The sequence below is a fragment of the Leptolyngbya sp. GB1-A1 genome (assembly GCF_039962475.1).
In the GTDB taxonomy this organism is placed as follows: Bacteria; Cyanobacteriota; Cyanobacteriia; order Elainellales; family Elainellaceae; genus Leptolyngbya_A.
On sequence record NZ_JAMPLI010000001.1, the window covers coordinates 1 to 23876 of the forward strand.

Annotated in this window: 24 protein-coding genes; 10 read left to right on the forward strand and 14 right to left on the reverse strand. The window is 51.4% G+C overall.

Annotated elements, in window-relative coordinates:
• Window positions 1–384: 384 nt before the first annotated feature.
• Window positions 385–1332, forward strand: coding sequence for a methylenetetrahydrofolate reductase (locus tag NDI45_RS00005; protein WP_348245693.1), 948 nt, complete (start codon window positions 385–387; stop codon window positions 1330–1332).
• A 7-nt stretch (window positions 1333–1339) separates the two neighbouring features.
• Here the strand turns inward: NDI45_RS00005 and menB are convergent, their stop codons facing one another.
• Both menB and NDI45_RS00015 read right to left on the reverse strand, forming a co-directional pair.
• Window positions 1340–2173, reverse strand: coding sequence for a 1,4-dihydroxy-2-naphthoyl-CoA synthase (menB, locus tag NDI45_RS00010; protein WP_348245694.1), 834 nt, complete (start codon window positions 2171–2173; stop codon window positions 1340–1342).
• Between the two features lie 58 nt (window positions 2174–2231).
• Window positions 2232–3218 carry a site-specific DNA-methyltransferase gene (locus NDI45_RS00015; RefSeq protein WP_348245695.1) on the reverse strand — a complete coding sequence of 329 codons (987 nt, stop codon included), beginning with the start codon at window positions 3216–3218 and terminating at the stop codon, window positions 2232–2234.
• 202 nt (window positions 3219–3420) lie between these two features.
• On the opposite strand from NDI45_RS00015, the gene sbcD reads away from it, so the two are divergent.
• The 4 genes from sbcD to NDI45_RS00035 all read left to right on the forward strand — a co-directional run bounded on the left by sbcD (window position 3421) and on the right by NDI45_RS00035 (window position 6935).
• Entirely contained in the window at window positions 3421–4755 is a 1335-nt protein-coding gene (gene sbcD, locus NDI45_RS00020; RefSeq protein WP_348245696.1) for an exonuclease subunit SbcD, read from the forward strand.
• Window positions 4756–4912: 157 nt separating this feature from the next.
• Complete coding sequence (gene rpsP, locus NDI45_RS00025; protein WP_190794304.1) at window positions 4913–5164, forward strand: 30S ribosomal protein S16; 252 nt, start codon at window positions 4913–4915, stop codon at window positions 5162–5164.
• Window positions 5165–5516: 352 nt separating this feature from the next.
• A complete protein-coding gene (locus tag NDI45_RS00030; RefSeq protein ID WP_348245697.1) occupies window positions 5517–5882 on the forward strand; it encodes a KH domain-containing protein in 366 nt (121 codons plus the stop codon).
• A gap of 72 nt (window positions 5883–5954) precedes the next feature.
• Entirely contained in the window at window positions 5955–6935 is a 981-nt protein-coding gene (locus NDI45_RS00035) for a PhoH family protein (protein ID WP_348245698.1), read from the forward strand.
• A gap of 55 nt (window positions 6936–6990) precedes the next feature.
• Here the strand turns inward: NDI45_RS00035 and NDI45_RS00040 are convergent, their stop codons facing one another.
• Window positions 6991–7692: a lipase gene (locus NDI45_RS00040; RefSeq protein WP_348245699.1), complete on the reverse strand. Its 702-nt coding sequence runs from the start codon at window positions 7690–7692 to the stop codon at window positions 6991–6993.
• A gap of 16 nt (window positions 7693–7708) precedes the next feature.
• Entirely contained in the window at window positions 7709–8614 is a 906-nt protein-coding gene (locus tag NDI45_RS00045; RefSeq protein WP_348245700.1) for an alpha/beta fold hydrolase, read from the reverse strand.
• A gap of 230 nt (window positions 8615–8844) precedes the next feature.
• Here NDI45_RS00045 and NDI45_RS00050 point away from each other — a divergent pair, with 230 nt between their 5' ends.
• Both NDI45_RS00050 and NDI45_RS00055 read left to right on the forward strand, forming a co-directional pair.
• Window positions 8845–9072: a ferredoxin family protein gene (locus NDI45_RS00050; RefSeq protein WP_190794308.1), complete on the forward strand. Its 228-nt coding sequence runs from the start codon at window positions 8845–8847 to the stop codon at window positions 9070–9072.
• Window positions 9073–9127: 55 nt separating this feature from the next.
• Complete coding sequence (locus NDI45_RS00055) at window positions 9128–9871, forward strand: ABC transporter ATP-binding protein (RefSeq protein WP_190794309.1); 744 nt, start codon at window positions 9128–9130, stop codon at window positions 9869–9871.
• A gap of 25 nt (window positions 9872–9896) precedes the next feature.
• On the opposite strand, the gene NDI45_RS00060 is transcribed toward NDI45_RS00055, so the two are convergent.
• A complete protein-coding gene (locus NDI45_RS00060; protein WP_348245701.1) occupies window positions 9897–10748 on the reverse strand; it encodes a hypothetical protein in 852 nt (283 codons plus the stop codon).
• 60 nt (window positions 10749–10808) lie between these two features.
• On the opposite strand from NDI45_RS00060, the gene NDI45_RS00065 reads away from it, so the two are divergent.
• Both NDI45_RS00065 and NDI45_RS00070 read left to right on the forward strand, forming a co-directional pair.
• Window positions 10809–10943 (forward strand): hypothetical protein, encoded by a 135-nt coding sequence (locus NDI45_RS00065; protein ID WP_348245702.1) that lies wholly within the window; start codon window positions 10809–10811, stop codon window positions 10941–10943.
• Window positions 10944–11342: 399 nt separating this feature from the next.
• Complete coding sequence (locus NDI45_RS00070) at window positions 11343–11948, forward strand: hypothetical protein (protein ID WP_190794312.1); 606 nt, start codon at window positions 11343–11345, stop codon at window positions 11946–11948.
• A 3-nt stretch (window positions 11949–11951) separates the two neighbouring features.
• Here NDI45_RS00070 and uvrB read toward each other — a convergent pair whose 3' ends face one another.
• From uvrB to NDI45_RS00115, 9 genes are all read right to left on the reverse strand, one after another.
• A complete protein-coding gene (gene uvrB, locus NDI45_RS00075) occupies window positions 11952–14024 on the reverse strand; it encodes an excinuclease ABC subunit UvrB (protein WP_348245703.1) in 2073 nt (690 codons plus the stop codon).
• Between the two features lie 228 nt (window positions 14025–14252).
• Window positions 14253–15080, reverse strand: a complete 828-nt coding sequence (locus NDI45_RS00080) for a M48 family metallopeptidase (RefSeq protein WP_348245704.1) — start codon at window positions 15078–15080, stop codon at window positions 14253–14255.
• A 26-nt stretch (window positions 15081–15106) separates the two neighbouring features.
• A complete protein-coding gene (locus tag NDI45_RS00085; RefSeq protein WP_348245705.1) occupies window positions 15107–15823 on the reverse strand; it encodes a TIGR00266 family protein in 717 nt (238 codons plus the stop codon).
• Window positions 15824–15873: 50 nt separating this feature from the next.
• A complete protein-coding gene (locus NDI45_RS00090; protein ID WP_348245706.1) occupies window positions 15874–16551 on the reverse strand; it encodes a TIGR00266 family protein in 678 nt (225 codons plus the stop codon).
• A 177-nt stretch (window positions 16552–16728) separates the two neighbouring features.
• A complete protein-coding gene (locus NDI45_RS00095) occupies window positions 16729–17388 on the reverse strand; it encodes a TIGR00266 family protein (protein WP_348245707.1) in 660 nt (219 codons plus the stop codon).
• Window positions 17389–17552: 164 nt separating this feature from the next.
• On the reverse strand, window positions 17553–17729 hold the full coding sequence (locus NDI45_RS00100; protein ID WP_348245708.1) for a hypothetical protein: 177 nt from the start codon (window positions 17727–17729) through the stop codon (window positions 17553–17555).
• A gap of 47 nt (window positions 17730–17776) precedes the next feature.
• Window positions 17777–21637, reverse strand: a complete 3861-nt coding sequence (locus NDI45_RS00105; protein ID WP_348245709.1) for a GAF domain-containing protein — start codon at window positions 21635–21637, stop codon at window positions 17777–17779.
• A gap of 348 nt (window positions 21638–21985) precedes the next feature.
• On the reverse strand, window positions 21986–22438 hold the full coding sequence (locus NDI45_RS00110) for a DUF4383 domain-containing protein (protein WP_348245710.1): 453 nt from the start codon (window positions 22436–22438) through the stop codon (window positions 21986–21988).
• A 156-nt stretch (window positions 22439–22594) separates the two neighbouring features.
• Complete coding sequence (locus tag NDI45_RS00115) at window positions 22595–22813, reverse strand: chlorophyll a/b-binding protein (RefSeq protein ID WP_190792061.1); 219 nt, start codon at window positions 22811–22813, stop codon at window positions 22595–22597.
• Window positions 22814–23318: 505 nt separating this feature from the next.
• On the opposite strand from NDI45_RS00115, the gene NDI45_RS00120 reads away from it, so the two are divergent.
• A complete protein-coding gene (locus NDI45_RS00120) occupies window positions 23319–23744 on the forward strand; it encodes a hypothetical protein (RefSeq protein ID WP_348245711.1) in 426 nt (141 codons plus the stop codon).
• Window positions 23745–23876 lie beyond the last annotated feature (132 nt).

Genomic DNA, 23876 nt, shown 5'->3' on the forward strand with positions numbered 1-23876 from the left:
GGCATCCGTTAAATCGACGATGTAACGCTTCTGACTCATAATGATCTTCCTGGATTTGAGTCACCTTACCAGAAATAACCCCACCAGGCAAAGTTCCCTTGGCAGACTACTAGGGATTCAATCAAGAGAATCCAAAAGCGACTTTGGCAACGCAAAGCCGCTGACTGCGTGAACTCGTTTTTCCTGTGGGGTAAGGCAGTGAACTTTCTGCACCCTGCTTTAGTGCAGATTCTTTCTGAACCCCTTCTAAGGCATACTGGCTGAGGTAGCCCTATCAATTGTTACGGCTGAGCAGGTGTTACGGCTGAGCGGGTTACGGCTGAAATGATCAATTCGCCATTGCTCCTGCTCAACCCTCGATCTCACCGGAACAACAATTCATCCATGACTGATTCCCAACTGCTTAGTATGCCTTCATCATCTGCTCCTGCGGCTCAGGCTCCGGTTAGCCAGTTTCATGCGGCGATCGAGCGGGGCGATTTTCTGGTAACAGCAGAAGTCATGCCGCCTAAGGGGGGCGATCCGTCTCACATGATTCAGATGGCAAATCTGCTGAAGGGGCGGGTTCATGCAGTGAATATTACTGATGGCAGTCGAGCGGTGATGCGGATGTCGTCTCTGGCTGCGTCGGTTCTCCTAAAACAGCAGGGCATTGAGCCAATTTGTCAGATGGCTTGCCGCGATCGAAACTGCATCGCGCTCCAGGCAGATCTGATGGGGGCACAGGCACTCGGCATTCGCAATGTGCTGGCTCTCACAGGTGACCCGATCAAAGCGGGGGATCACCCAGAGGCAAGAGGCGTATTTGAGCTGGAATCAGTGCGGCTCCTCAAGTTGATTGACAAGTTAAACCAGGGATTTGACTTTAACGACAAAGCCTTGCCCGACGGTGCAATGACTCTGTTAGCCGGGGCAGCCGTTGATCCCCAGTGCGGGAGCTGGTCAGGGCTACAGCGTCGATTTGAGCGCAAACTGGCCGCCGGAGCACAGTTCTTTCAGAGTCAGCTCATTTCAGACTTCGATCGCCTCAGCAAATTCATGGAGCATATGGCGATCGGCTGCAATAAGCCCGTGCTTGCCGGAATTTTTCTGCTAAAGTCTGCCAAAAACGCTCAGTTTATTAACCGCAATGTGCCGGGCGTGACCATTCCTCAGGAGATTATCGATCGCCTGGAAAAAGCCTCTGACCCTCTACGGGAAGGAATGACGATCGCGGCAGAGCAGGTGCACATGGCGCGGCAGATTTGCCAGGGGGTTCACCTGATGGCAGTGCGGCGCGAAGATTTGATTCCTGAGATTCTGGAGATGGCAGGAGTCGAGGCAGTTCGCTAACTGCCCCCTACGGCAACCACGGATACTGCCGGAAGTTAGGCGATCGCTTCTCTAAAAACGCCTGCTTTCCTTCTGAGCCTTCTTCGGTCATGTAGTAAAGCAGGGTCGCGTTTCCGGCGAGTTCCTGTAAGCCTGCCTGTCCGTCGCAGTCGGCATTAAAGGCAGATTTGAGGCAGCGAATGGCGATCGGGCTTTTCTCCAGAATTTCCTGCGCCCACTGAATGCCCTCGGCTTCAAGCTGTTCGACCGGGACAACGCAATTGACCAAGCCCATGTCTAAGGCTTGCTGTGCGTCGTATTGCCGACAGAGAAACCAAATTTCTCGCGCCTTTTTCTGACCGACCACCCGTGCCAGATAGCTTGCGCCAAAGCCACCATCAAAGCTGCCCACTTTCGGACCCGTTTGCCCAAAGATGGCGTTGTCTGCGGCGATCGACAAATCGCAAATCAGGTGCAGCACATGACCGCCGCCGATCGCATAGCCCGCCACCAGCGCGATCACGACTTTGGGCATCGATCGAATCAGCCGCTGCAAGTCCAGCACGTTCAGCCGGGGAATGCCTGCCTCGTCTACATAGCCCGCTTCGCCGCGTACGCTCTGATCGCCGCCAGAGCAGAAAGCGTATTTGCCGTCGGTATGCGGTCCTGCCCCGGTGAAGAGAACGACGCCGATCGAGGTATCTTCTCGCGCATCGACAAAGGCATCGTAAAGCTCAAACACTGTTCTGGGGCGAAACGCATTGCGCTTGTGGGGACGGTTAATTGTGATTTTGGCGATGCCGTCGGCTTTGTGATAGAGAATGTCTTCGTAGGTTTTGGCGACCTGCCATTCGATTTTCATAGCGGCAAACGGGGGCGAGGGGTGCAATCCCTTAGTTTAGCGGCTCAGGACAGCAACATTATTCAGAAGTCAGCTTTTGCGAGGCAAACGTATTGCGCTCCCAGAACACTCCGTCTCTCCAGCCCTGAATTGTCTTGTCTTGGTGGGCAAGCTCCAAGCGTTTTGCAGCGGTCAGGCAATATTCCTCGCTGAGTTCAATGCCTGAACCTTTGCGATCGAGCTTTTCACATACCGCCGTTGTCGTGCCGCTGCCCAGAAAAGGATCGAAGACGTGATCGCCCGGATTGCTGCTAGCAAGAATGAGTTTGGCAATTAGTTTTTCGCTTTTCTGCGTGGGATGGTCTGTGTTTTCGGGCATCGACCAGAAAGGAATGGTAATATCTGTCCACAGATTCGACGGATGCGTATCCCGAAAATTGCCGCTTTCGGTTGTTGTCCAATCTTTAGGCGTTCCGCTGGCATCCCGGTAGGGCGCAACTACTTTTCGCCGCAATTTCACCGCATCTACGTTAAAGGTATAGCGATCGGAGCTTGTACAAAACCAGATATCTTCGCTGGCGTTTTTCCAGTTAGACTTTGCGCCTCTACCCTTTTCCCGCTCCCAGGTAATGCGATTACGGACGATAAAGTGAGCCGAAGCGACTGTAAAAATTGAAATCGAAGTCAGCCAATCGCCGCAAATATAAATCGTTGCAGTGTTTTTGAGAAGCGGCTTAAAAGCAGTAATTGCCCGATCGAGCCAGGTTGAATATTGGTCGATCGTCTGTCTTGTAAACCGATAGCCATCAAAGGCTTTGCTCAAGTTGTAGGGCGGATCAAGAATGAGCAAATCTACAGAATTGGGCGGCAACAAAGGTGCGATTTGAAGCGAATCACCCCGGATAATTCCGATAGGTAATTCTGTTAGAAAATTGCCCGGTGAGATTTGGATGATTTGATTTTGTAAATGCTGGCGATCGGCTTCGGTTAATTCGATCGTGCGATTACGGGGGGCGCGATTTCGAGTCGGTGGAAAAGAGTACGCTTGTTCATCTTGTCCGGTCATTTGCGGTAAAATTCAGAACATTCCTCTCATCTTGCCATCGACTTGGGAGGATGTTTGCAAAGCGATGATAATTACCCGAACCGTCCCTTAATCGCTTGATTCTGGCGAAATCGGCTCAAACAACCTCCAAAGAACGCAAACGCCTTGCCCGATCGTCCCTGATCAAGTTCCTGATTAAATCCCTGATCAAAACGATCAACCCATGATCAAAATCCTTCACCTCTCCGACATCCACTTGGGAAGCGGCTTTTCCCACGGACGCATCAATTCTGAAACCGGACTGAATACCCGCCTGGAAGACTTTGTGCGATCGCTGAGTTACTGTATCGATCGCGCCATTGCCGAACCTGTGGATCTGGTGCTGTTTGGCGGAGATGCTTTCCCCGATGCGACGCCGCCGCCGATCGTGCAGGAGCTTTTTGCCGAGCAGTTTCGCCGCTTGGTCGATGTTCAAATTCCCACCGTGTTGCTGGTGGGCAACCACGATCAGCACTCGCAGGGGCAGGGCGGAGCAAGCCTGTGTATTTATCGGACGCTGGGCGTACCCGGCTTTGTGGTGGGCGATCGATTGGCAACCCACCGGATTCAGACTCGGAACGGAGCAATTCAGATCATTACCCTACCCTGGCTGACGCGATCGACCCTGCTCACCCGCCCCGAAACCGAGGGTCTGTCTCTAGCAGAGGTGAATCAGCTTTTGACCGATCGCCTCCGGGTTGCGCTGGAAGGCGAAATTCGTCAGCTTGATCCCAATCTGCCCACAGTGCTGCTAGCACATTTGATGACCGATACGGCGCGATTTGGCGCAGAGCGATTTTTAGCCGTGGGAAAGGGCTTTACCGTCCCTCTTGCTGTCCTGACCCGTTCCTGCTTTGACTATGTAGCACTGGGTCATGTGCATCGGCATCAGGTTCTGGCAGAGCAGCCGCTGGTTGTCTATCCGGGCAGCATTGAGCGAGTGGACTTTAGCGAAGAAACTGAGGATAAGGGTTATGTGCTGGTCAAGGTCGATTCCCCCCCAGGAGGAACGGCTTCGCAGCGCGGTTCAGTCGAAATGGATTTCTGCCCTTTGCCGGTGCGTCCATTTCGCACAATTCGAGTGAATTTGTCCCAGTCGAACGACCCCCACTCAGTTCTGCTGAAAGCGATCGAATCGACCGAAATTCATGATGCAGTGGTGCGGCTAATTTATGAAGTGCGCTCGGAACAGCTCGACGCGATCGATCAGGCGGCAGTGCATCAGGCCCTCAGCGCAGCACACACCTACACAATTCAAGCAGATCTGGTTAGTCAGCTTGCGCGTCCCCGGCTGCCGGAGTTGGGTACGGGAACCTGTCTGACGCCGATCGATGCCCTCAAAACCTATTTAGAGAACCAGCCTCATCTGGCAGAATTTGCTGCCGAAATGCTGGAAACAGCTCATCTGCTACTGTCTACCGAGGAGGAATGGGCGGGGGTTGGCGAGCTGAGACTGCCGGACTTGTCGGATGATTTGCTTCTGGAAGAACCTGCAAACGAACAGTTGCGCCTACTGTGACGGTGACGCTGAATTGTTACGCTTGCTTTAATGGTATGATCTGACTTCTACATACTATAATTGCTAGTTGGGCAACCAATTAGACTCGATTTTGCTGGCTGCATTCTGAACCGAAGCAGTGAGCGTTATTTTTTGAACAGGAGCAACATTTTTAGGCATGATCAAGCTGCGATTAAAGCGGTTCGGTAAAAAGTTTGAGGCGAGCTACCGAATTGTGGCAATGACTGGGACTTCTCGCCGAGACGGCCGCGCCCTCGAAGAATTGGGCTACTACAACCCCAGAACCGACGAAGTAAAGCTAAAGGAAGAGGCAATTCGTCGCCGCCTGGAACAGGGCGCACAGCCTACCGATACCGTGCGTCGCATTCTGGAAAAAGCCAACCTCGTTCCGGCGCGCTATCAAGGATAGGGCTTAAATCCGATCGCATTTCGGCAATTTTGTAAGATGCGTTCAAGGATGAAGAGTCGTTGGTTTTATCCGTACGTCCCCTTAACCCCTAATTTTGTGGGCAACCTAGATTGCTTTAGAAATTCAAAGTCCCCCAACTTTGGGGGATTTAGGCGGCAATAATTTAGGGGACAATATAAAACCTTTGCGACTTCTTCCACAGCCGCTCAGGCAGCCCCCGCATTGCATCGATTCAGCTCGTCGATTCACATCATCATTCCAAAGCCTTGACCCACCAAGGGCGATGTCGCCAAAAGCGCATCCTACGATAAAAATTTCGGTCAGAATTTCCGCTGGTATCCTGATTAAACCTGTGTCCCAAACTAGCTCTAACTACTCCGAACTCGTTCGCTTTCTGGTGCAGCCGTTTCTCGATTCCCCAGAATCTCTGCGGCTCGACTGCGAAGTTTCTCCGCGCACCTCGCGGGTGCTAATTCGTTTAGCGATCGAAGGCGAAGATAAAGGGCGAGTGTTTGGGCGTGGCGGACGTAACATTCAGGCAATTCGCACTGTGGTGCAGGCGTTGGCTCAGGCAGCAGGGCAGGTAGTTCATCTCGAAGTGTTTGGCGGCATGGGTGGACAACCTTCGGGACATGATGATCGCAGAGAAGGCTCCAGAAATGGAGGAAATGACAATAGACCACCTCGATCGCAGCCTTCCCGCCGTCCGCGTCGCTAAATTCGGAAACAGATAAATTTGCTAATGTCGTAATAGAGCTAGCGGTTTCAACGTTCCCCTGGCTCATATGGAATGGGAACTACGCTTACAATCGATTTACCGACCCCCGCAAGTGCGATCGCTCTAGCGGGTACACAGGAAGCCAACCTGAAGTACCTGAGTCAGCAAACTGGAGCCTCCCTGGTTTTACGGGGGCAATCAGTGCTGATTACGGGAACTGAAAATCAGGTCGAACTGTGCCAGAAACTCATTCGATCGCTCGAACCCTACTGGAGTCAGGACAAGCCGATCACTGAAGTAGATATCCAGACCGTTCGCCACGCGATTAACACGCACCGCGAAGACGATCTGGAAATGCTGCAACGGGACGTTATCGTCCGCACCCGTAAAGGCGAAGAAATCCGGGCGAAAACCTTTCGACAGCGGCAATATATTGAATCAATCCGCAAACACGACCTCACCTTCTGCATCGGTCCCGCAGGCACGGGAAAGACCTACCTGGCAGCGATGGTGGCAGTTCAGGCACTTCTGGCAAACCAGTACGAGCGGCTGATTTTAACTCGTCCCGCCGTGGAAGCAGGGGAAAAGCTTGGATTTCTACCGGGGGATCTTCAGCAAAAGGTGAATCCCTATTTGCGTCCGCTCTACGATGCGCTGTACGAGATGATCGACCCAGAGAAAATTGCCAACCTGATGGAGCGGGGCGTGATTGAAGTGGCTCCGATCGCCTATATGCGAGGACGCACCCTCAACAATGCCTTTGTGATTCTCGACGAGGCGCAAAATACGACTCCGGCACAAATGAAAATGGTGCTGACCCGTATCGGATTTCGATCGCGGATGGTGGTGACAGGCGACATTACCCAAACTGATTTGCCGTCCTACCAGGAGTCCGGTTTAGCCGTCGCTCAGCGTATTTTGAAGAACGTAGAGGGAATCGCCTTTTGTGAGCTTTCAAAGGCAGATGTGGTCAGGCATGCGTTGGTGCAGCGCATTGTGGCAGCTTATGAGGCATTCGAGCAGCCGCAAAAGGGGAAGGAGGATAAGGGGTAGAGCGTTCTGCAAAATGCTGCCAGGGAAGCATCGATCACCCCGATCAGAAGCACCTTTACGTCAGGTGAGTTGCCCAAGCTTTCACCACTTCCGGGGAGCCGTACCACAGCTTACTCGGGTGGGGGGAATGCAGCACGTTTTCCAGTGTGAGATTATCTGCGCCCGCCAGGTGAGCTGATTCGATCGGAGTAATGCCATCGCCCCAGCAGTCGCCTTTGCCGCAGGTGAGTTCATAGCTGCTGTAGACAAACCAGTTTGCCCAATCTCGTTTGCCGTAAATTGCCTTACCTGCAACGCAAACATACTTCACGCTGGGGTAGAACGCGCCCGGATAGTGTTGCTTGACGAAATCCAGATTACGCTTTGTCCAGCGTTCCTGACTCACGTGGGGCGTGCCGAGCGTGACCAGCGTTGTCACCTGTGGATGTGCCTGCCAGAGACAGGGCTTTCCCTGATCGCCCGGATGTACATCATAGGGAATTTCCCCCAGATAAATCCGGCAAATCCAGCCGCCTGCTGAATGCCCGACCAGATTAACGCGATCGCTTCCCGTTTCCTGCATCAGGGATTTCACGGTCTGGTCGAGCTGAGTCAGAATCGGCAGCATCGATCGCCCGCCCAGGGTTGGAAACCAATCGCCACGCTTCAGGGGAACCGTCTTAACCGGAATATCAAGCTGTTGCAGGGCTTGCTCCATTTCGCGATAGGGAACCGCGCCTGCCAAATAGCCAGGAAGAATCACCGTAGGAAGAGACATGAAGATTAAAAATCGCTTAGCGAATCGCAGTATTCAGCCAGTTCAAAATATGGGCATTGACCAGATCGGGGCGTTCGTCGTGGGGGCAGTGTCCAGTGTCAGGAATGGGAATAAACTGAACGTGCTCTTTCTCTTCTGCCAGGTCTTGATAAAATTTTGCGCTGCTGATCGGCGTCCAGGGATCTTTCTCGCCCCAAAGGATCAGCAGGGGTTGGGTGATTTTGGGTAAGAGCGATTCGGGTTTGGGGCCGGGTGGGGCAGAAAGGATCGCGGCAAAGACTTTTTGGGCGTTGGGATGACAGGACGGCTCGTGGAGCAGATCGATCAGATCGTCGGTGATGGCAGTGCGATCGCGATAAACCTGTCTCAACGTACGACGCAGACGGGGCTTTTGCCGAATGATGTTAAACAAAAATGTACCGACAAGCTGAGAGGTCACGAGCTTATTAAAGCCTGTCATCATCAATCGCAGGGGCAGCGGCAGTTCTTCAGGACGGTGATTCAGCCCGCCTGCGGCATTCAGCAATACCCCACCTCTGGTAATCTCCGGATAATCCGCCAGCACCATTAGGCACAGCAGCGCGCCGATCGAATTTCCCACAAACACGGCGGGTTCTTGAATATGCGTTTCCCAGAATTCCTTTAAAAGCCGCTGCCACAGTTCCAACTCGTAGGTTAGCTCGATCGGCTTATCCGATCGTCCAAAGCCCAGCAGATCCAGCGCGAACACTTTATAGCCGCCCGCAGCCAGAACAGGAATATTTTTGCGCCAGTGCCCGATCGATGCGCCGAAGCCATGCACTAGCACCAGCGGCACTCCCTCACCCTGAACGGTGTAGCAGATATTGTGTCCCTGCCAACTCCAGGTGGAGAATTCGATCGGCAGGGGGGCAGAGGCAGAAACAGGAATTTGAGTCGTCACAGTACTTTTATTGATATTTCTTAACTTCTTTTCATGATACCAATTCGGACTTCAGAGTTCGTCTGCAATTCTGAATGACCATTATCGACACGAGCTAACCGGAAATCGGTACACTGAGAAACGGTGAACAGGAGAAAGGATGCAGTTCTCCGCCAGGGGATTGCCCTGTCAAACTATCCTGACCCAAACTATCCTGACCCAGCCTATCCCGCCGATCTTAAGAGAACGCTATGCCGCATACGATCGTAACCAACATCTGTGAAGGGGTCGCTGACTGTGTGGATGCCTGCCCGGTCGCTTGTATCCACGACGGTCCCGGTAAAAACACGAAAGGAACCGACTGGTACTGGATTGACTTTTCGACCTGTATTGACTGCGGAATTTGTCTGCAAGTCTGTCCTGTGGAAGGGGCGATCGTCCCAGAAGAACGTCCTGATCTTCAGTCCACCCCAAAATGATTCGCTATGATTCGCTAAAGACTATGCAATAGCCCTTTTGTCTGGCTTTCCTGCTATGCCTCAGACTGCTCCCCTGCTGCCCGTCCCCCTGTTACAAGTTGAAGACGTTCACGCCGGATACATCAAAGACCTGGACATCCTGCAAGGGGTAAATTTTCGCGTTGATCCGGGAGAATTGGTGGTTGTAATTGGTCCGAATGGAGCCGGAAAATCAACCCTGGCGAAAACAATCTTCGGCTTGCTGACCCCGCACAAAGGCAAGATTCTGTTTCAAGGGCAGAATATTGTCGGCCTGAAGTCGAATCAGATTGTGCAGCGGGGAATGTGCTATGTACCGCAAATTGCGAATGTGTTTCCGTCGCTCACAGTGGAAGAAAACCTGGAAATGGGCGCGTTCGTGCGGCGCGGCTCCTTGAAGGAACTCAAAGATCAGATTTTTGCCCTGTTCCCGCGACTGGTGGAGCGCAGAAAACAGCGTGCCGGAACCCTATCGGGCGGCGAACGGCAGCAGTTAGCCATGGGACGGGCACTGATGCTGCAACCCAGTTTGCTGATCCTCGACGAACCCTCCGCCGCTCTGTCACCCCAGCTTGTTAACAGCGTGTTTGAAATTATTCAGCAAATCAACCGCTCAGGCACGTCCATTATGCTGGTGGAGCAAAACGCTCGTAAAGCTTTAGCAATGGCAGATCGCGGCTATGTCCTGGAAACGGGACGCGATCGATTTGAAGGACGAGGACAGGATTTGCTCAACGATCCAAAAGTGGGTGAGCTTTATCTGGGTGCGGGAAAACACTAATGCACTCCTGATCATCAGCGGATCGCTAAGTCGATCGCTTGCGGGGCTTCATGTTTTCCAAAGACTCGATCGCGGCTTGTTCCAGGAGCTGATGAAGATCTGAAGCATTGACCGGAGGCGTAGTCAAACTATCACTGCGAGGGTTATCCGTCCAGCCGCATTTGATACACACGCTCCGACCAGAAGATTTAAACGGCATTAACCGATGCTCCCCCACTGAGCAGGGATCGGCGGGTTGCAGCGTGGAGGGAATCGAGGCAGGCGGATGATTGTTTTGCTGAACCTGCATCCAGAGCGAAGCGATCGCTGATCCGGGATTGCCGTCTTTGTCTTGCTCCTGCGGTTTGTCAGCATCCAAAGGAACTCCAGTCGGTCGCGGCTCTGGCACAGATGCAGGGTTTTGAATTGCCGGAGCGGTTGGGGGAGCAGATGCCTGCGGAGCGGGAGTCGCTCGATCGTTCCCAGGACAAGGCGAAGCCGTTTTTCCGGTAAAGTCATTGACGTTTTTCTCGATCGCCTCAACTCGTGGCAGCAGGGCTTCGAGCAGACTGAGGCGATGTTTAAGCTGTTCTACTTCTTGCCGCAGCGAAGCATCCACAGGCGAACTCTGGCTGACCTTTGCCTCTGGCGGCTGTTCTAATGGCTGCCGGATGCTGACTGCTTGTTGCAGCAGTGCCAGGATTTGCTGACCGATCGGCTGCTGCGAAGACTGCTGAATTGCTGAGGCGATCTCTGCTGGTAAAGTGAGCGTTATCTGCACATCGGAGAGAGCTTCAGCTGGACTTCCTGCCGAATTGCCAGTCAGCGAATTCAAACCAGATGGATTTTTAGAGCTGGCTTGAGCACTGGGTGGGCGTACATCCGATGAGTCAGTCATAAATTCAGCGCAGCGGGGATGAAATATTGTTATAGACGACCAGCATCATCGCTAGTCGAAATGCAGCTCCTGATCGAGGCAAACCAGATCGAGGTAAACCAGATTAAGTCAGACCATACGAAGCAGTTTCTCGTGGGGCGATCGTGCAATCAATCGTTTAATTGTCTGATCCTGATGCGAGCCGTGCCGTTTTAACGGGAATAACTTCAGTTTGCCCCAAGCGATACCTGTTCTATCCTAATGCGTGATTAATTCGCCGATCGGCTACTAATGACCATTAGAACGCTGATAGTAGAACGCTGATAGAACGCTGAACGCCTACCTTTGGCGGTTAGAAAGGAAAGCAGAAGGGGCGACATCGCTCTTTATGATGTTCTCTTTAAACTCTTTCTCAAGCGGACTTAACAGCAAGCCCAGAAGGTTTTTTCTAAAGAAATTTAAGAGATCGGCTTAATTCCCCCGATTCTGATAGTTCAGTTGTACGAAAGTCCGATAAAATGCGGTCAGCGAAATCGCGAATGGTTCAAGAAACGAGTTAGAGAAACAGCAGTCTCTTATCAGTGAGAGGAACGGGTGATGCGATTGGAGAAAACAATGCGCCTTGGAAAAGTGGTCAAGTCAAACTCTCACTGCGACTATGTCGTGCAGCTAGACGATCGCCACGAGGTCAGCTATCCTCCGCTGCCCGACGACTACGGCTTTGGCTGTTTTGTCAAACTGGAAGAGCCAGACGAGCGACACTGGGCAGTGGGCTTGGTGTATAACTCCCAGCTCTTTAACCCGATGTTTCTTAGCAATGGTCCGCGCTTGTCGAGCGAACCTGACCCGATGTTTACGCCCGATTTAGTCGCAGATACTCGGACGCTGCTGGGAGTAGTGCTGGTGGGGACGCTGACTGAAAGCGATCGATCGCGCTATGGCTGTCACGGCATTCCCAAGGTGATTGTGCCGATCAACACGCCTGCGTTTGTGATGACCGAGCAGGAAATTTACCACTTCCACTGCAACGAAAATGGCAATTCTCAGTTTTGTTACTACAGTCATCTGCTGCGCTGTGGCGGCACGTTTGCTGCTCAGCTCACTCAGCAGGTCTTAAAGGAACTCGCAGACTGTGGGCTGTTTGAAGGCGCGGAAAGACGGGCACTAGAGATTCTATGCAAGGAGCTTTCCTGGAAAAATACGATGGCAGCGATGCGCTAGAAGTTACGATCGCTTCCCCAACAATCGATCGCGCAGGTGTTTAATGCGATCGCGCAGTTTGGCGGCTTCCTCAAACTCCAGATTTTTAGCGGCTGCTTTCATCTCGGTTTCGAGCTTAACGATCAAGTCAGGAATGTTTTCCAGGGGCAGATCGTCTGCCTTTTCAAAGATCTGCTCTAGCTCCTGAGCATTGACGCGCCGCGAGACTTCCAGGAATTGTAGAATTGCGTTGTTCTGCCGCTTGATGATCGGCTTGGGGGTGATGCCGTGCTTTTCGTTGTACTCTTGCTGGATGACGCGACGACGCTCGGTTTCACTGATGGCTCGTGCCATGCTGTCGGTCAGGTTGTCGGCGTAGAGAATTGCCTGTCCCCGAACGTGACGCGCTGCCCGTCCGATCGTCTGAATCAGCGATCGTGCTGCCCGTAGGAAGCCTTCTTTGTCCGCATCCAGGATCGCGACGAGGGAAACTTCCGGTAAGTCCAGACCTTCCCGCAGCAAGTTCACGCCGATCAGCACGTCAAACTCGCCTGCCCGCAGATCTTGCAGGATCTCAATTCGCTCGATCGAGTTAATCTCGGAGTGGAGATAGCGGACGCGAATCGCTCTTTCTTGCAGATACTCCGTCAGGTCTTCTGCCATGCGCTTCGTGAGCGTCGTGACGAGAGTACGCTCGTTTTTTAGCACCCGCACCTGAATTTCGCCCAGCAGATCGTCGATTTGTCCGTCGGTGGGACGCACAAACACTTCTGGATCAAGCACACCCGTGGGACGAATCACCTGCTCTACGACGTGACCTGTACCTGGGATATAAGACCTCGACTCGTTCTTGCCTTCGCCCTCGACTTCAAACTTGCCGCCCGATTGCTCTAGCTCCCAGTCGCCCGGCGTTGCCGAGACAAAAATGCACTGATTCACCTTCTCCCAGAATTCGTCGGACTTGAGCGGTCGGTTATCTGCCGCGCTGGGCAACCGGAAGCCGTGGTCAATTAGCGTCATTTTGCGCGATCGATCGCCGTTATACATCCCGCGAATTTGGGGAATCGTAACGTGAGACTCGTCGATCACCAGCAGCCAGTCTTTCGGGAAATAATCGATCAGGCATTCGGGCGAATCGCCTGGATTGCGTCCTGCCAGATGGCGCGAATAGTTTTCGACCCCGTTGCAGTAGCCTACTTCTCGCAGAAGTTCCAGATCATAGCGAGTGCGCTGTTCAAGTCGCTGTGCTTCCAGTAATTTATTTTCGCCTTCCAGTTCCATCAGACGTTCTTTTAGCTCTTGCTCGATCGCATCACAGGCTTCATGAAGCCGATCTTCAGGAGTGACGAAGTGACGCGCCGGGTAAACGTTAATCCCGTCCATGCTTTGCAGCGTTTCGCCCGTGAGCGGATCGATGTAGCGAATCGCGTCGATCTCATCGCCAAAGAATTCCACCCGAATAATCCGATCTTCGTACGCCGGACCAATCTCCAGCACGTCGCCCTTCACGCGAAACTTGCCGCGCCCCACTTCCAGGTCATTGCGCTCGTACTGCACCGAAGCCAGATCGCGCAGAATTGCCCGCTGGTCTACCTCCGCACCTACCCGAAACGGAATCGCCGCGTTTAAATACTCGTTCGGAATGCCCAGACCGTAAATGCAGCTAATCGACGCGACCACAATCACATCTTTGCGCTCAAATAGCGATCGCGTTGCCGAGTGCCGCAGCATATCGATCTCGTCGTTGATCGAAGCAGTTTTGGCAATGTAGGTATCGGTCACCGGAATATAAGCTTCCGGCTGATAGTAGTCGTAATAGCTGATGAAATACTCGACCGCATTATCCGGGAAAAACTCCCGCAGCTCATTGCACAATTGCGCCGCCAGGGTTTTATTATGCGCCAGAACCAGCGTCGGCTTGCCCACGTTTTGAATCACTCGTGCGATCGTGTGAGTTTTTCCGGTTCCGGTTGCGCCCAGCAACGTCTGATAGCGATCGCCCTGCTCCACCGATTTAGTCAGCTTCTGAATTGCCTTTGGCTGGTCGCCTTTCGGCTCAAACGGGGCTTGAATGTGAAAGTCTGACGGATGTGCCATGGGGGTGCGCGTCCTGCGAATGCCTTATCCTCTATGATGACGAAATCTGCGGATTTTGTTGGCATTCTAAAAGACAGGTTGCCCGAACGCAGGCGATCGGATAAGCGAATTCCCCTGGGGGAATCAGTTTGCGGGAACTTGCTGTCTCATTAACTTCAAGGCATTGAACCTCGGGGCATTGAACCTCAGGGTATAAATCTCAGGATATGAATCCCAAGGTAGTAAACCTCAAGGCATTTTGAGACTTTCAGCCACGGGCGATCGATCTCCAACCGTCCAACCATTCTGCTGAACCAGTTTTTCCAATCGCTGCACTCGCTTGCCGGGATTAGGGTGGGTGGTGAGAAAATCGATCGGTAGATCTTTCTTCTCGCTTAAACGGGCAAAAAAATCAGTTGCTCCGGCAACCTGTCCGTAGATTTTTTGCAGAAGCGTAACACCCATTTCATCAGCCTTGTATTCCTGGTTTTGGGAAAACCGAGAATTGCCGATCGTCTGAGCAGCAGAAAGGGCGATCGACTGAATGCCGCTGATATCCCCAAACAGACTAGAGATGGTAATCTGCATCAATAATCCGCGTCCGAGCTGGCGGAGGTGATCGCGATGGGCAAAGTGTCCCAGTTCATGCCCCAAAACCATCATCAGCTCATTCTCTGATTCTGCCTGCTCGATTAATCCTCGATATAAAATAATTCGATCGCCCGGTATCGCCAGCGCGTTCACCGTTTCATCTGGAACATACAGCACTTTGTAATCTCGCTGTTGTTGCTCGGCAGACAAATGCGGTTTCAGGCGATCGAGCAATTGATTCAGGGTGTCTTGAGCTGAGGAAGGGGCTGCCTGTTGTTCAAATGCGGGGACGATCAGTGCTCCAAGCTGGCGTTCAACCCCCGGAGGAATCCAGCCAATCAGAACGCCGACCATCAGATCAACAGACAGAAATAGGGCGATCGTCAGCCCCACAAAAAAACTGAGCAACAGCACGATCTGCCGATTTTTGGGCGGAGGCGAAGCTTCGCTATAGTCCGCCATGCCGGGAGGAAGTTCGATCGACATACGGTAGTTCTCGCAGTTCTTGCGGGCTAGTTACGGGTGGGTCGAAATGCCTGGAAAAAGTTAATCAGCGGATAAAGCTGCCGCGACTGAATCCACAGTTTGCCTGTGCCTTTAAACCGACAAACCAAGCCCTCGCCGCCTAAAAAGCCCGTCCGCAAACCCTTAAACGATAAGCCGCTCAGCAGTTCGACTTGGTATTGCAACGTCTCTTCAAACGCCACGATATAGCCCGTATCGACCACATATTCCTCCGAAACCGGAATTTCCAGGATTCCTCCGTATGAGCTAAACCAGAAATCCCCCGTACCCGATGCCCGCAGCAAAAACAGCGACTCGCCGCTAAAAAAGCCTTTAGCTCCCTGAAATTTGGTGTCGATCTGGATACTGGAGCTGGCAGCGACAAACCCGGAAGACTGCACCATCAGGCTTTTGCTTCCGTCTAGTCGGTAATACTGGATATCGCCGGGAACTCGTGGGGAAATCATCAGCTCGCCAGGGTTGTTTGCCGCTGTAAACTCGCTGACAAACAAAGACTCGCCGCTCAACACCCGCCCGATGCCCTTCATCAAGCCGCCCTTGGCTTTGGATTTCATCTGGATGCTGCTGTCCATTGCTGCCATTGCGCCCGATTCTACCAGAACGGTTTGATTGGCTCTTAGCTTGATCGAGAGCGAGGCGTAGGCAGGCGCGTGTTCGATCTGATAGGCAAATTCAGAGTTTGTGGTGTTTTTAGTGTTTGTCATTTTGAGTTTCCTGAAGAGAGGGGAGGGGCGATCGTTGTTAATTTCATGTCTTAGCGAGGCGGAAGCTGGCTGCCAATCAATTGACCAAACGTGCGGGGATTGTGGGTCTGGCAGTACAGTTTGCCTTTGCCCTTAAATCGACAAACAAACCCCTCCCCGCCCATAAGTGCGCCCAGCCAACTAGAACCCGGTTTCGTAATCGAAAAGCTGAGGGTTTTCTCAAAGGCAACAATGTTTCCGGTATCTACAATGTATTCACCGTCTACGTCTACTTCGTAGATGCTGCCAAAGGAGTTCAGCAACACTAAACCCGTGCCGCTCGCGGTGAGCCAGAAGATTGCTTCACCAGAAAAAATAGACTTAAATCCTTGAAATCCCAAATCAACGCTGACATTGCCCGTGGACGCCAAATAGCTGGTGGATTGAATCACGAGATCCGTTCCGCTCAGCGTGTATGCCACAATATCGCCCATCATTTTTGGGGCGAGATAAATTTCGCCAGGAGTGTTACCAGAGCGAAACACACTTAAAAACAGCGATTCGCCTGTGACCATGCGCTTGAGTCCTCCCAATACGCCGCCGCCCTTGCCCTTTCGCAGCGTGGTATTCACATCAAGGCTGGCACTCATGGCAACCATCGCGCCGGCTTCGGCAATGATTTCTTCTCTGGGAGCCATGTTGATTTTGGCGATCGCACTATCGGGTCGGTGGAGGATATCGAGTTTCATGGTTGAAAAGTTCCGTGAAGGGGTGAAGGGGTACAGGGGTAGATGAGCGGATGGGGGATGAGGGAGTGAGGGGGTGAGGGGCAATTGTTGTGATCGTTGGGAGGAAGAACTGCAAAGCAACTACAGCTCAAGCGTTGTATTCATCGCCCAATTTCTTTCTCTTACCCATCCACCCTTTTAGATCTTCGATCGAACAAATCGCACTAAACCGTCTACGCTGCGCGATTGCAGGTAAATTCGTCCCTGACCGGAGAGGCGGTTCACCAGTCCTTCGCCAGAAGTGACGGAGCCAACTAATCCGCCTGCCATTTGGATATTCATTTTGATTTGGGGGTCATAGGCGACCAGATGCCCAGTGTCTACTACCAAATCGCCGTTGACTCGTCTTTGCGTGACACCACCATAGCCGCCAAAGAAGACTAATCCTTTGCCGCTCAGCTTCAGCTTAAATAGCCCCTCGCCTGATAGCCAGCTCGAAAAGCCTGCCCAGCTTACGCCCATCCGAATTCCCGGGGTATGGGCGAGATATGCCCCTGGCTGAAAACAAATTTCGTTGTTATTGAGTTCCACCACGGCAACATCGCCGATCGTTCCCTGGCTGAGTACCAGTTCCAGTGGTTCTCCGGTCGCGTTCTTAAACTCGTTGACAAACAGCGATTCGCCGCCCAAAAACGTCTTGAGCAATGCTGAAATTAAGCCACCCGAAAACTGGGTCGTCATCGACACACGGCTTGCCATACTAACCATCGCGCCTGCCTCGGCAGTAATTCGATCGCCGGGTTGCAGCGTCAAAAAAACTGTTGCGAATGCAGGTTTATAGCGAATCTCGTATTTCACAGCGATACCTCACAGCGAGCTGACTCGACAGATGCAATCACTCTTCAGAACTCTTCAGAAGCATTTCTAAAAATCCGCCTGGAGTTTGGTTAAGAATGCGATCGATGTGAGTATTCCCGGTGAGAGAACTTCGGAAACAAACCGATTGACACAAACCGATCAAATTAGATCAAATCCATCTCACCTGCCATTTTGAGCGCACGCGCCACTTGAGTTACCTGCTTACCCTGAAATCGTGCTACTTCCAGGTTGTCTGCGGTGGGCAAGTTGTTTTCCAGTCCAGAGACGGTCGAAGCTCTGTAAGGGTATGCCGCCTGTCTGAAACAGTGAGGGATCGGCATAGCGCAGCAGCACAAGAATCAGTCCCAGGTGCGCCATTAGGTTAACCTTAGGGTTCGCTTTTAAATAGCTCGCTTTCGAGCGCTAGGGGTAGCTCAATCACAAACTCAGTTCCCTGGCCCAGAGCCGAATGGCAGGTTAACAGGCCGCCGTGCTTGTCAACAACCACCTGATAGCTAATCGATAGCCCCAGTCCAGTGCCTTTGCCGATCGGCTTAGTAGTGAAGAAGGGTTCAAATAGCCGTTGCTGCACCTGTTCGCTCATGCCAATACCATTGTCTGCAATCCGAATCTGAATGCGGTGGCTGTGAATCTGCTGAGTTTTGATCGTAATCGCGGCGGGATGATTCTGAATTTCCTGAGGGGAACGAGTGCTATTAAACTCATCGAGGGCATCGATCGCATTACTGAGAATGTTCATAAAAACCTGATTGAGCTGTCCGGCATAGCATTCAATCAGGGGTAAATTTCCGTAAGCTTTGACCACCTGGATTCCCCAGTGCCCTGCAGTTTCCTTCAGGCGGCTCTGCAAGATCATCAGCGTGCTATCAATGCCCTCGTGAATATTCACCGCTTTGACTTCCGCTTCATCCATTCGGGAGAAGGTTCGCAGTGCCAGAACAATCTTTTGAATGCGATCGGCTCCCACCTTCATCGAGGTCAGGAGCTTCGGCAGATCTACTTTGAGGAACTCAAGGTCAATTTCCTCGGCTTCGGCTGCGATCGCGGGAACGGGAACCGGATAATACTGATGATACAGATCCAGTAAATTCAGCAAATCATAGGCATACCCACCAACGTGCGCCAGGTTGCCATAAATAAAGTTGACGGGATTATTAATTTCATGGGCAACCCCTGCCACCAGTTGTCCTAAACTCGACATTTTTTCGGTTTGAACGAGCTGTGCCTGGGTGTGCTGAAGTTCGTGCAGAGCTTGCTCTAGCTGTTGAGCTTTTTCGCGTAACTCGACTTCAGATTGTCGTAATGCCATTTCAGCGTACTGTCGCTTGATGCCAAGAGCAATTTCCTGTGACACCAATGCTAAAGCATCCAGCGTTGAGAACGACAAAGGCTGTCGTGCAAACATTGCCATCACTCCCAATAGCTGGTTCTCAACCATCAAAGGATATCCGGCAAAAGCAACCATCTTTTCTTGCTTTGCCCATTCTTTATTGCCTACACGGGGATCATCCAGAACTGAATTTGTCAGATGGGGTTGACATTCTTCGGCAATTAAACCAATTTTAAATTTTCCGACTGGAACACGGGCATGATCGCCATCCAGATGAGTGTATAAACCAGAACTTGCTTTCAGTTCCAGTATATTCTCCTGAGCATTCAACAGCCAGACTCGCGCGAACGCAGCACCGAGATGAGAAACCATTGCTTCAGTGCAGTATTGCAGCATATCTTGAAGTGTCTTACCTCGGGTTAACGAAGCATCAACATCAGCTCGAAATGCAGCCAAATTAAGCTGTTCCTGAAGCGTGGCTTCTGCTTGTTTGCGATCGGTAATATCCATCACCGTACCAAACAAAGCAGCAATTTGACCTGTCTCATCGTTGACGATTTCTGCTTTGGCGTTAATTAGGCGCGTTGATCCATTCGGATGAAAAAATCTGATTTCAACATCATAGGGGATGCCTTCATGAATGGCTCGGTCAAACGTTTGCTGAAACCATTTCCAATCGTCAGGATGAAAGATTTGGGCATGTTCCTCCAGCGATGGTGCGGTTGCGCGTGGCTCCATTCCAAAAACGCGAAAGAGTTCGTCCGACCAATTCACAGTTCCCGTTGCCACATCATATTCCCAGCTTCCCATTTGGGCAACGCGCTGAGCTTCTTGAAGCCGCTCTGTTGTTCGTTTCAGGGTAGTTTCTGCTTGTCTGCGCTGAGTGATATCAGTGCAAACTCCCAACACGCCAAAAATCTGCCCTTCTTGATCGCGCAAGGGCAGCTTCTTCGTTTCCATCCACACCACAGTGCCATCAGCGACGGTGACGGGTTCACCCAGATTTAAGACAATCTCACCCGCGATCGCTTTTTGATCGTCCACCCGGAAACCAATCGTTTCTTGCTCTGGATTACCAAACACCTGATCAGGGGGAAATCCAAGTTCCAAGTCATCTTTACCAATGATGTCTTCAGGCTTGCGATCGATCGCGCTAAGGTAGGTTTGATTAGCAAGCAGGTAGCGGAAATCGAGATCCTTAACAAAGATCCAGTCTGTGCTGGAATCAATCACATTTTGCAGCAGGCTAGACTGATAGCGTAGCGCTGCTTCGACTTGTTTACGGGCAGTAATATCACTTTCAATCGCCACATATTGATAGGGTTTTCCCTGCTCATCTAACAATGGAACGATCGTTTTATCCACCCAATATTCTGTACCGTCTCTAGCGCGATTTTTGACTTCTCCCCGCCAAATCGCACCACTGTCAATCGTTTGCCACATCTGGCTAAAGAACTCTTTAGGATGGTGCTCTGAGCGCAGCAGATGATAGGACTGCCCAATCAGCTCATTTCGATTGTATTTAGAAATTTCGCAAAACCGATCATTGACATAGCAAATCATGCTTTGAGGGTCAGTCATTGCCACGATTGACGATTGATCCAGCGCAGATTGAATATTTGCCAGATCGCGGCTCTGATGCTGAACCTGTTGCTTCAGGCTGGTATTGAGTGCGTGAACCTGCGTCTGAAGCTGATACCGTGCGACCGCCAGCGCGAAGTGAATTCTAATCGCTTTCACCAGGTTGAGATCGGTTTCCGTCCACGCTTGAGCCTGCTTCGGTTTGTACTGTCGCCACTGTTTGAAAGACTGACGCGGCATCGTCTGCCGTCCATCAGGTTCAATCCTGCCTGCCCATAGGGTTTCCGTCTCAATTTCATCTCGAAAGAGCGTTAGACAGCCGATCGTCTCCGCTCCCCCATGCAGGGGCATAATTAGTAAACTTCGGATAGAAGTGTCCTGAAAACGCTGGTGCAGAGATTGACATCGGGGATCGTCGGCTAAGTCTGCGATCGTCAGTTTCGGTGACAACAGAGCAGCTTGCCAGAGAGGCTCCTGCTCCAAGCACGAGTCAGGGGCAAAAGACAACTGGACGGGTTGGGTTCCGCAGCAATATAGTTCACTCGCCTGCCCCGCAGCACTCGGCAGCAGCAACAGTCGCCCCCCCACCCCGCCGATCACTTCAACGGTTGCTTTCAGAGCTGCCTCAAACGGATTTGCCGCTTCACTATGAAGCAGGGTTGCGATTTGATTTGCAGTACGCTCCTGGAATGCCTGGGTCTGCACCTGAACCAACAGCGCAGACTGAGCGATCGCGATCGTGACTTGATCGACCACCAATTGCAGAAAATGCAGCTCGGCTTCGGAAACGGGGCGAGGCTCGACATGATGGGCAACCAGCAATCCCCAAAGCTGATCTGTTTGCACAATGGGAACGACAACCGACGATTGCACGCCCATTGCTTTAAGATATTCAGCGTGGCAGGGGTCAATGGGGCGGTAGTGAATGTCGTCAGATGTGCGATCGGCTGACTCAATCGATCGGGGCTGACTCCAGCCAATTTGTGCGGTGGATAAATTAACAATCGAGCGTTGCCGCGCCTGCAAAAAACGCTCTCGCGCCTCAGCGGGAATATCTTCAGCAGGAAAATGTAGCCCCAGCAAGGAAGGTAGCCGATCATGATGAATTGCTTCTGCAATCACTTCTCCGTGTTCATCTGGGTAAAATCGATACACCATGACGCGATCGGTTTCCAAAAAAGCGCGAATCTCCGTCACGGTGGTTTGCAGAATTTCCTGAAGCTGAAGAGATTGGCGAATTCGATTCGTAATTCGGTGCAGCAGGCTTTCCTGCAAGGTTTGAAACTGCAAGCTAGACGGAGAAGGCAAGGAGGTCATAGTGCGATGTGTTTGACCGGCAGTGCTTGATTAGTATGCCCAGCAAGCAAAGGTTTCTAACAGCAACAGGCTGATAATCCAGTGTGCAGTTGTTCATATTTTAATGAGGCTTAATAACATCTTAATGATTGTTTAGTGCAGGGTTAGCATCTTAATTTGGCGGTTAACAGCTTAATACAGCAACTTATTCGATCGAATAAGCCGATAAAAAAAGTAGCCCTGGTTGGGCTACTCATGAATCAGCGAACTCTGAAGAATGCACTGTTTCGTCTTTTAACAAGAATTGCTTTTAAGAAGCTTGAGGAAGCTCCATTTTTATGGGCGATTGGGCACGATTTGAGCGAGTTTTTATTGCATGCTTGCCTGAGAAGTCGACGCTCCAGGAAGCTGAACTTCTGCGGGCTTAATGAATCCAAAATAGAAGGCGATCGCTGCAACAATGGCATTGAGCCAGATATTATTGCCCAAAAGCGGCGTAATGCCAAACAGAGTATTGGTAAAAGGAATCAGCCCTAAAATTGCACCCAGCGCGTAAACGATCGCGAAGATGCGATTAAAGACGATCGAGCCAGTCAGACTGGTGAACGCTGCAATGCCCCACAGCCCAACGAGAATGCCGATCGCATTGTGGAAGTAGTTTGTCGGAAACAGACCAAACAGATAGCCAAATCCCATTGCAGGCAGAAAGCTATCAGGAGGAACAACAAAAGCAGGCAGAAAGCCAGCCAGACCCAAAAACAGGAAAAGGGTTCCGAGGCTGAGGGCAGCGTAGCGAATTGAGGAGTTTGCAGTAGTTTGCATGGCAGTATTTCGGGTTTTCAATAATCTTGTTTGCTGAAATCAATCAGCGACTTTCACGAACCATTTGTTCACGAACGATTTCTTCACAAATGATTGAATCATGCTTCGCTAACATCGCGTCTGTAGCAAATCGATGCAAATGTCTAACGGATCGGTCTAACGAATCAGGTGCAGCACATCCCGAAGGACACTGTAACCTGCGATATCCCAGAGGAAATAGGCGACAAAACCAATCATTGCCAGACGTCCGTTCCATAGCTCTTGCTGAGGGTTCCAGCCAAAAATCCAGGCATTGCGATCGGCTCCGTTATAAGCAGGGGCGATCGTTGGAACTTGAGCAGTATCAATTTTTGGTGCGGTGCTTGCAGTCTTCATAATGACAGCCAGTTATTCATGTATTTTTTGATTATGGTATTCATTCAGATCACTGCAATGGTCTGTAATAGGGTCGAGTATCAGCTCTGTCAAAAGATTGGAATCCAACATCGATTGCTGTAAGCAATCAGGGTAATGAAAGTAATAATCGAACTGTTATTACTGATTACTCTTGTGATTTACAGGCAGCATTTAAGAGAATGTGGGAGAAGTGACAGCGAGCCTATATCTCCTCATATATCACTTCTGCGAATTAGGATGCTCTCCAGGAGGCTGCCCGCCTGAATCCTGATCGTGCAAGTAGGCATTCCTCCGGAAGGTAGATCCGCTGTTCTACCTAGTGGTAGAAGATTGACCTAGGTTGATACGTGCATCTTGCTAAGCTTGGCCAGCCGTTAGAAGGGATGTTGCTCTAGATTCACTGCGCTGAATTCGTTCCTGGATTCACTGCTGGATTCACGGATAGTTATCACCCTCCTGAAGCTGGGATCTGTCACTGGAAATCATGGCAAATTTTAATCTCTCTGAGACTATCTTTGGCAGTGACAGCGAAATGGCGATGCTCATGCGATCGCGCTTTGCCCCTGCTGAAAGCAATGCTAATGAGCTAAAAATACAAACCCAAACCCCGCTTGGCTCGATCGAAACCTGGTTTAAGAAGCCTGTCTTAGCGTTTACGCATCAGCACGTTCGGGATGTATTGGGCGAGAGTGAAACAAACTCTCATGCAATGTTTAGCCTGACTAGCATGGGCATGACCCAGACAGATGCTAAAACTCGTCGTTTTTTGCGCAAGAATGCTGCTTTTTGTGGAGTTACCGGATATACCGAGGCAGAACTCTTTGCCCTCACCGTTGACGATGTGAACCACCCAGATGACCGCGATCGCGATTGGGAAAGTTTTATTAATTTGCTGCATGGGGGAAAGTGACTGTCCGCAGACAATGGCAGCAGGGTTTCAGCAACACATTGCAAAACCTGTAGAACTCAAAGTTCTAGTAAACGCGATCGCTCGTTTGCTTAATAAAAGGCTTAATAAAAGATTGAACTAATTTTCATCCCT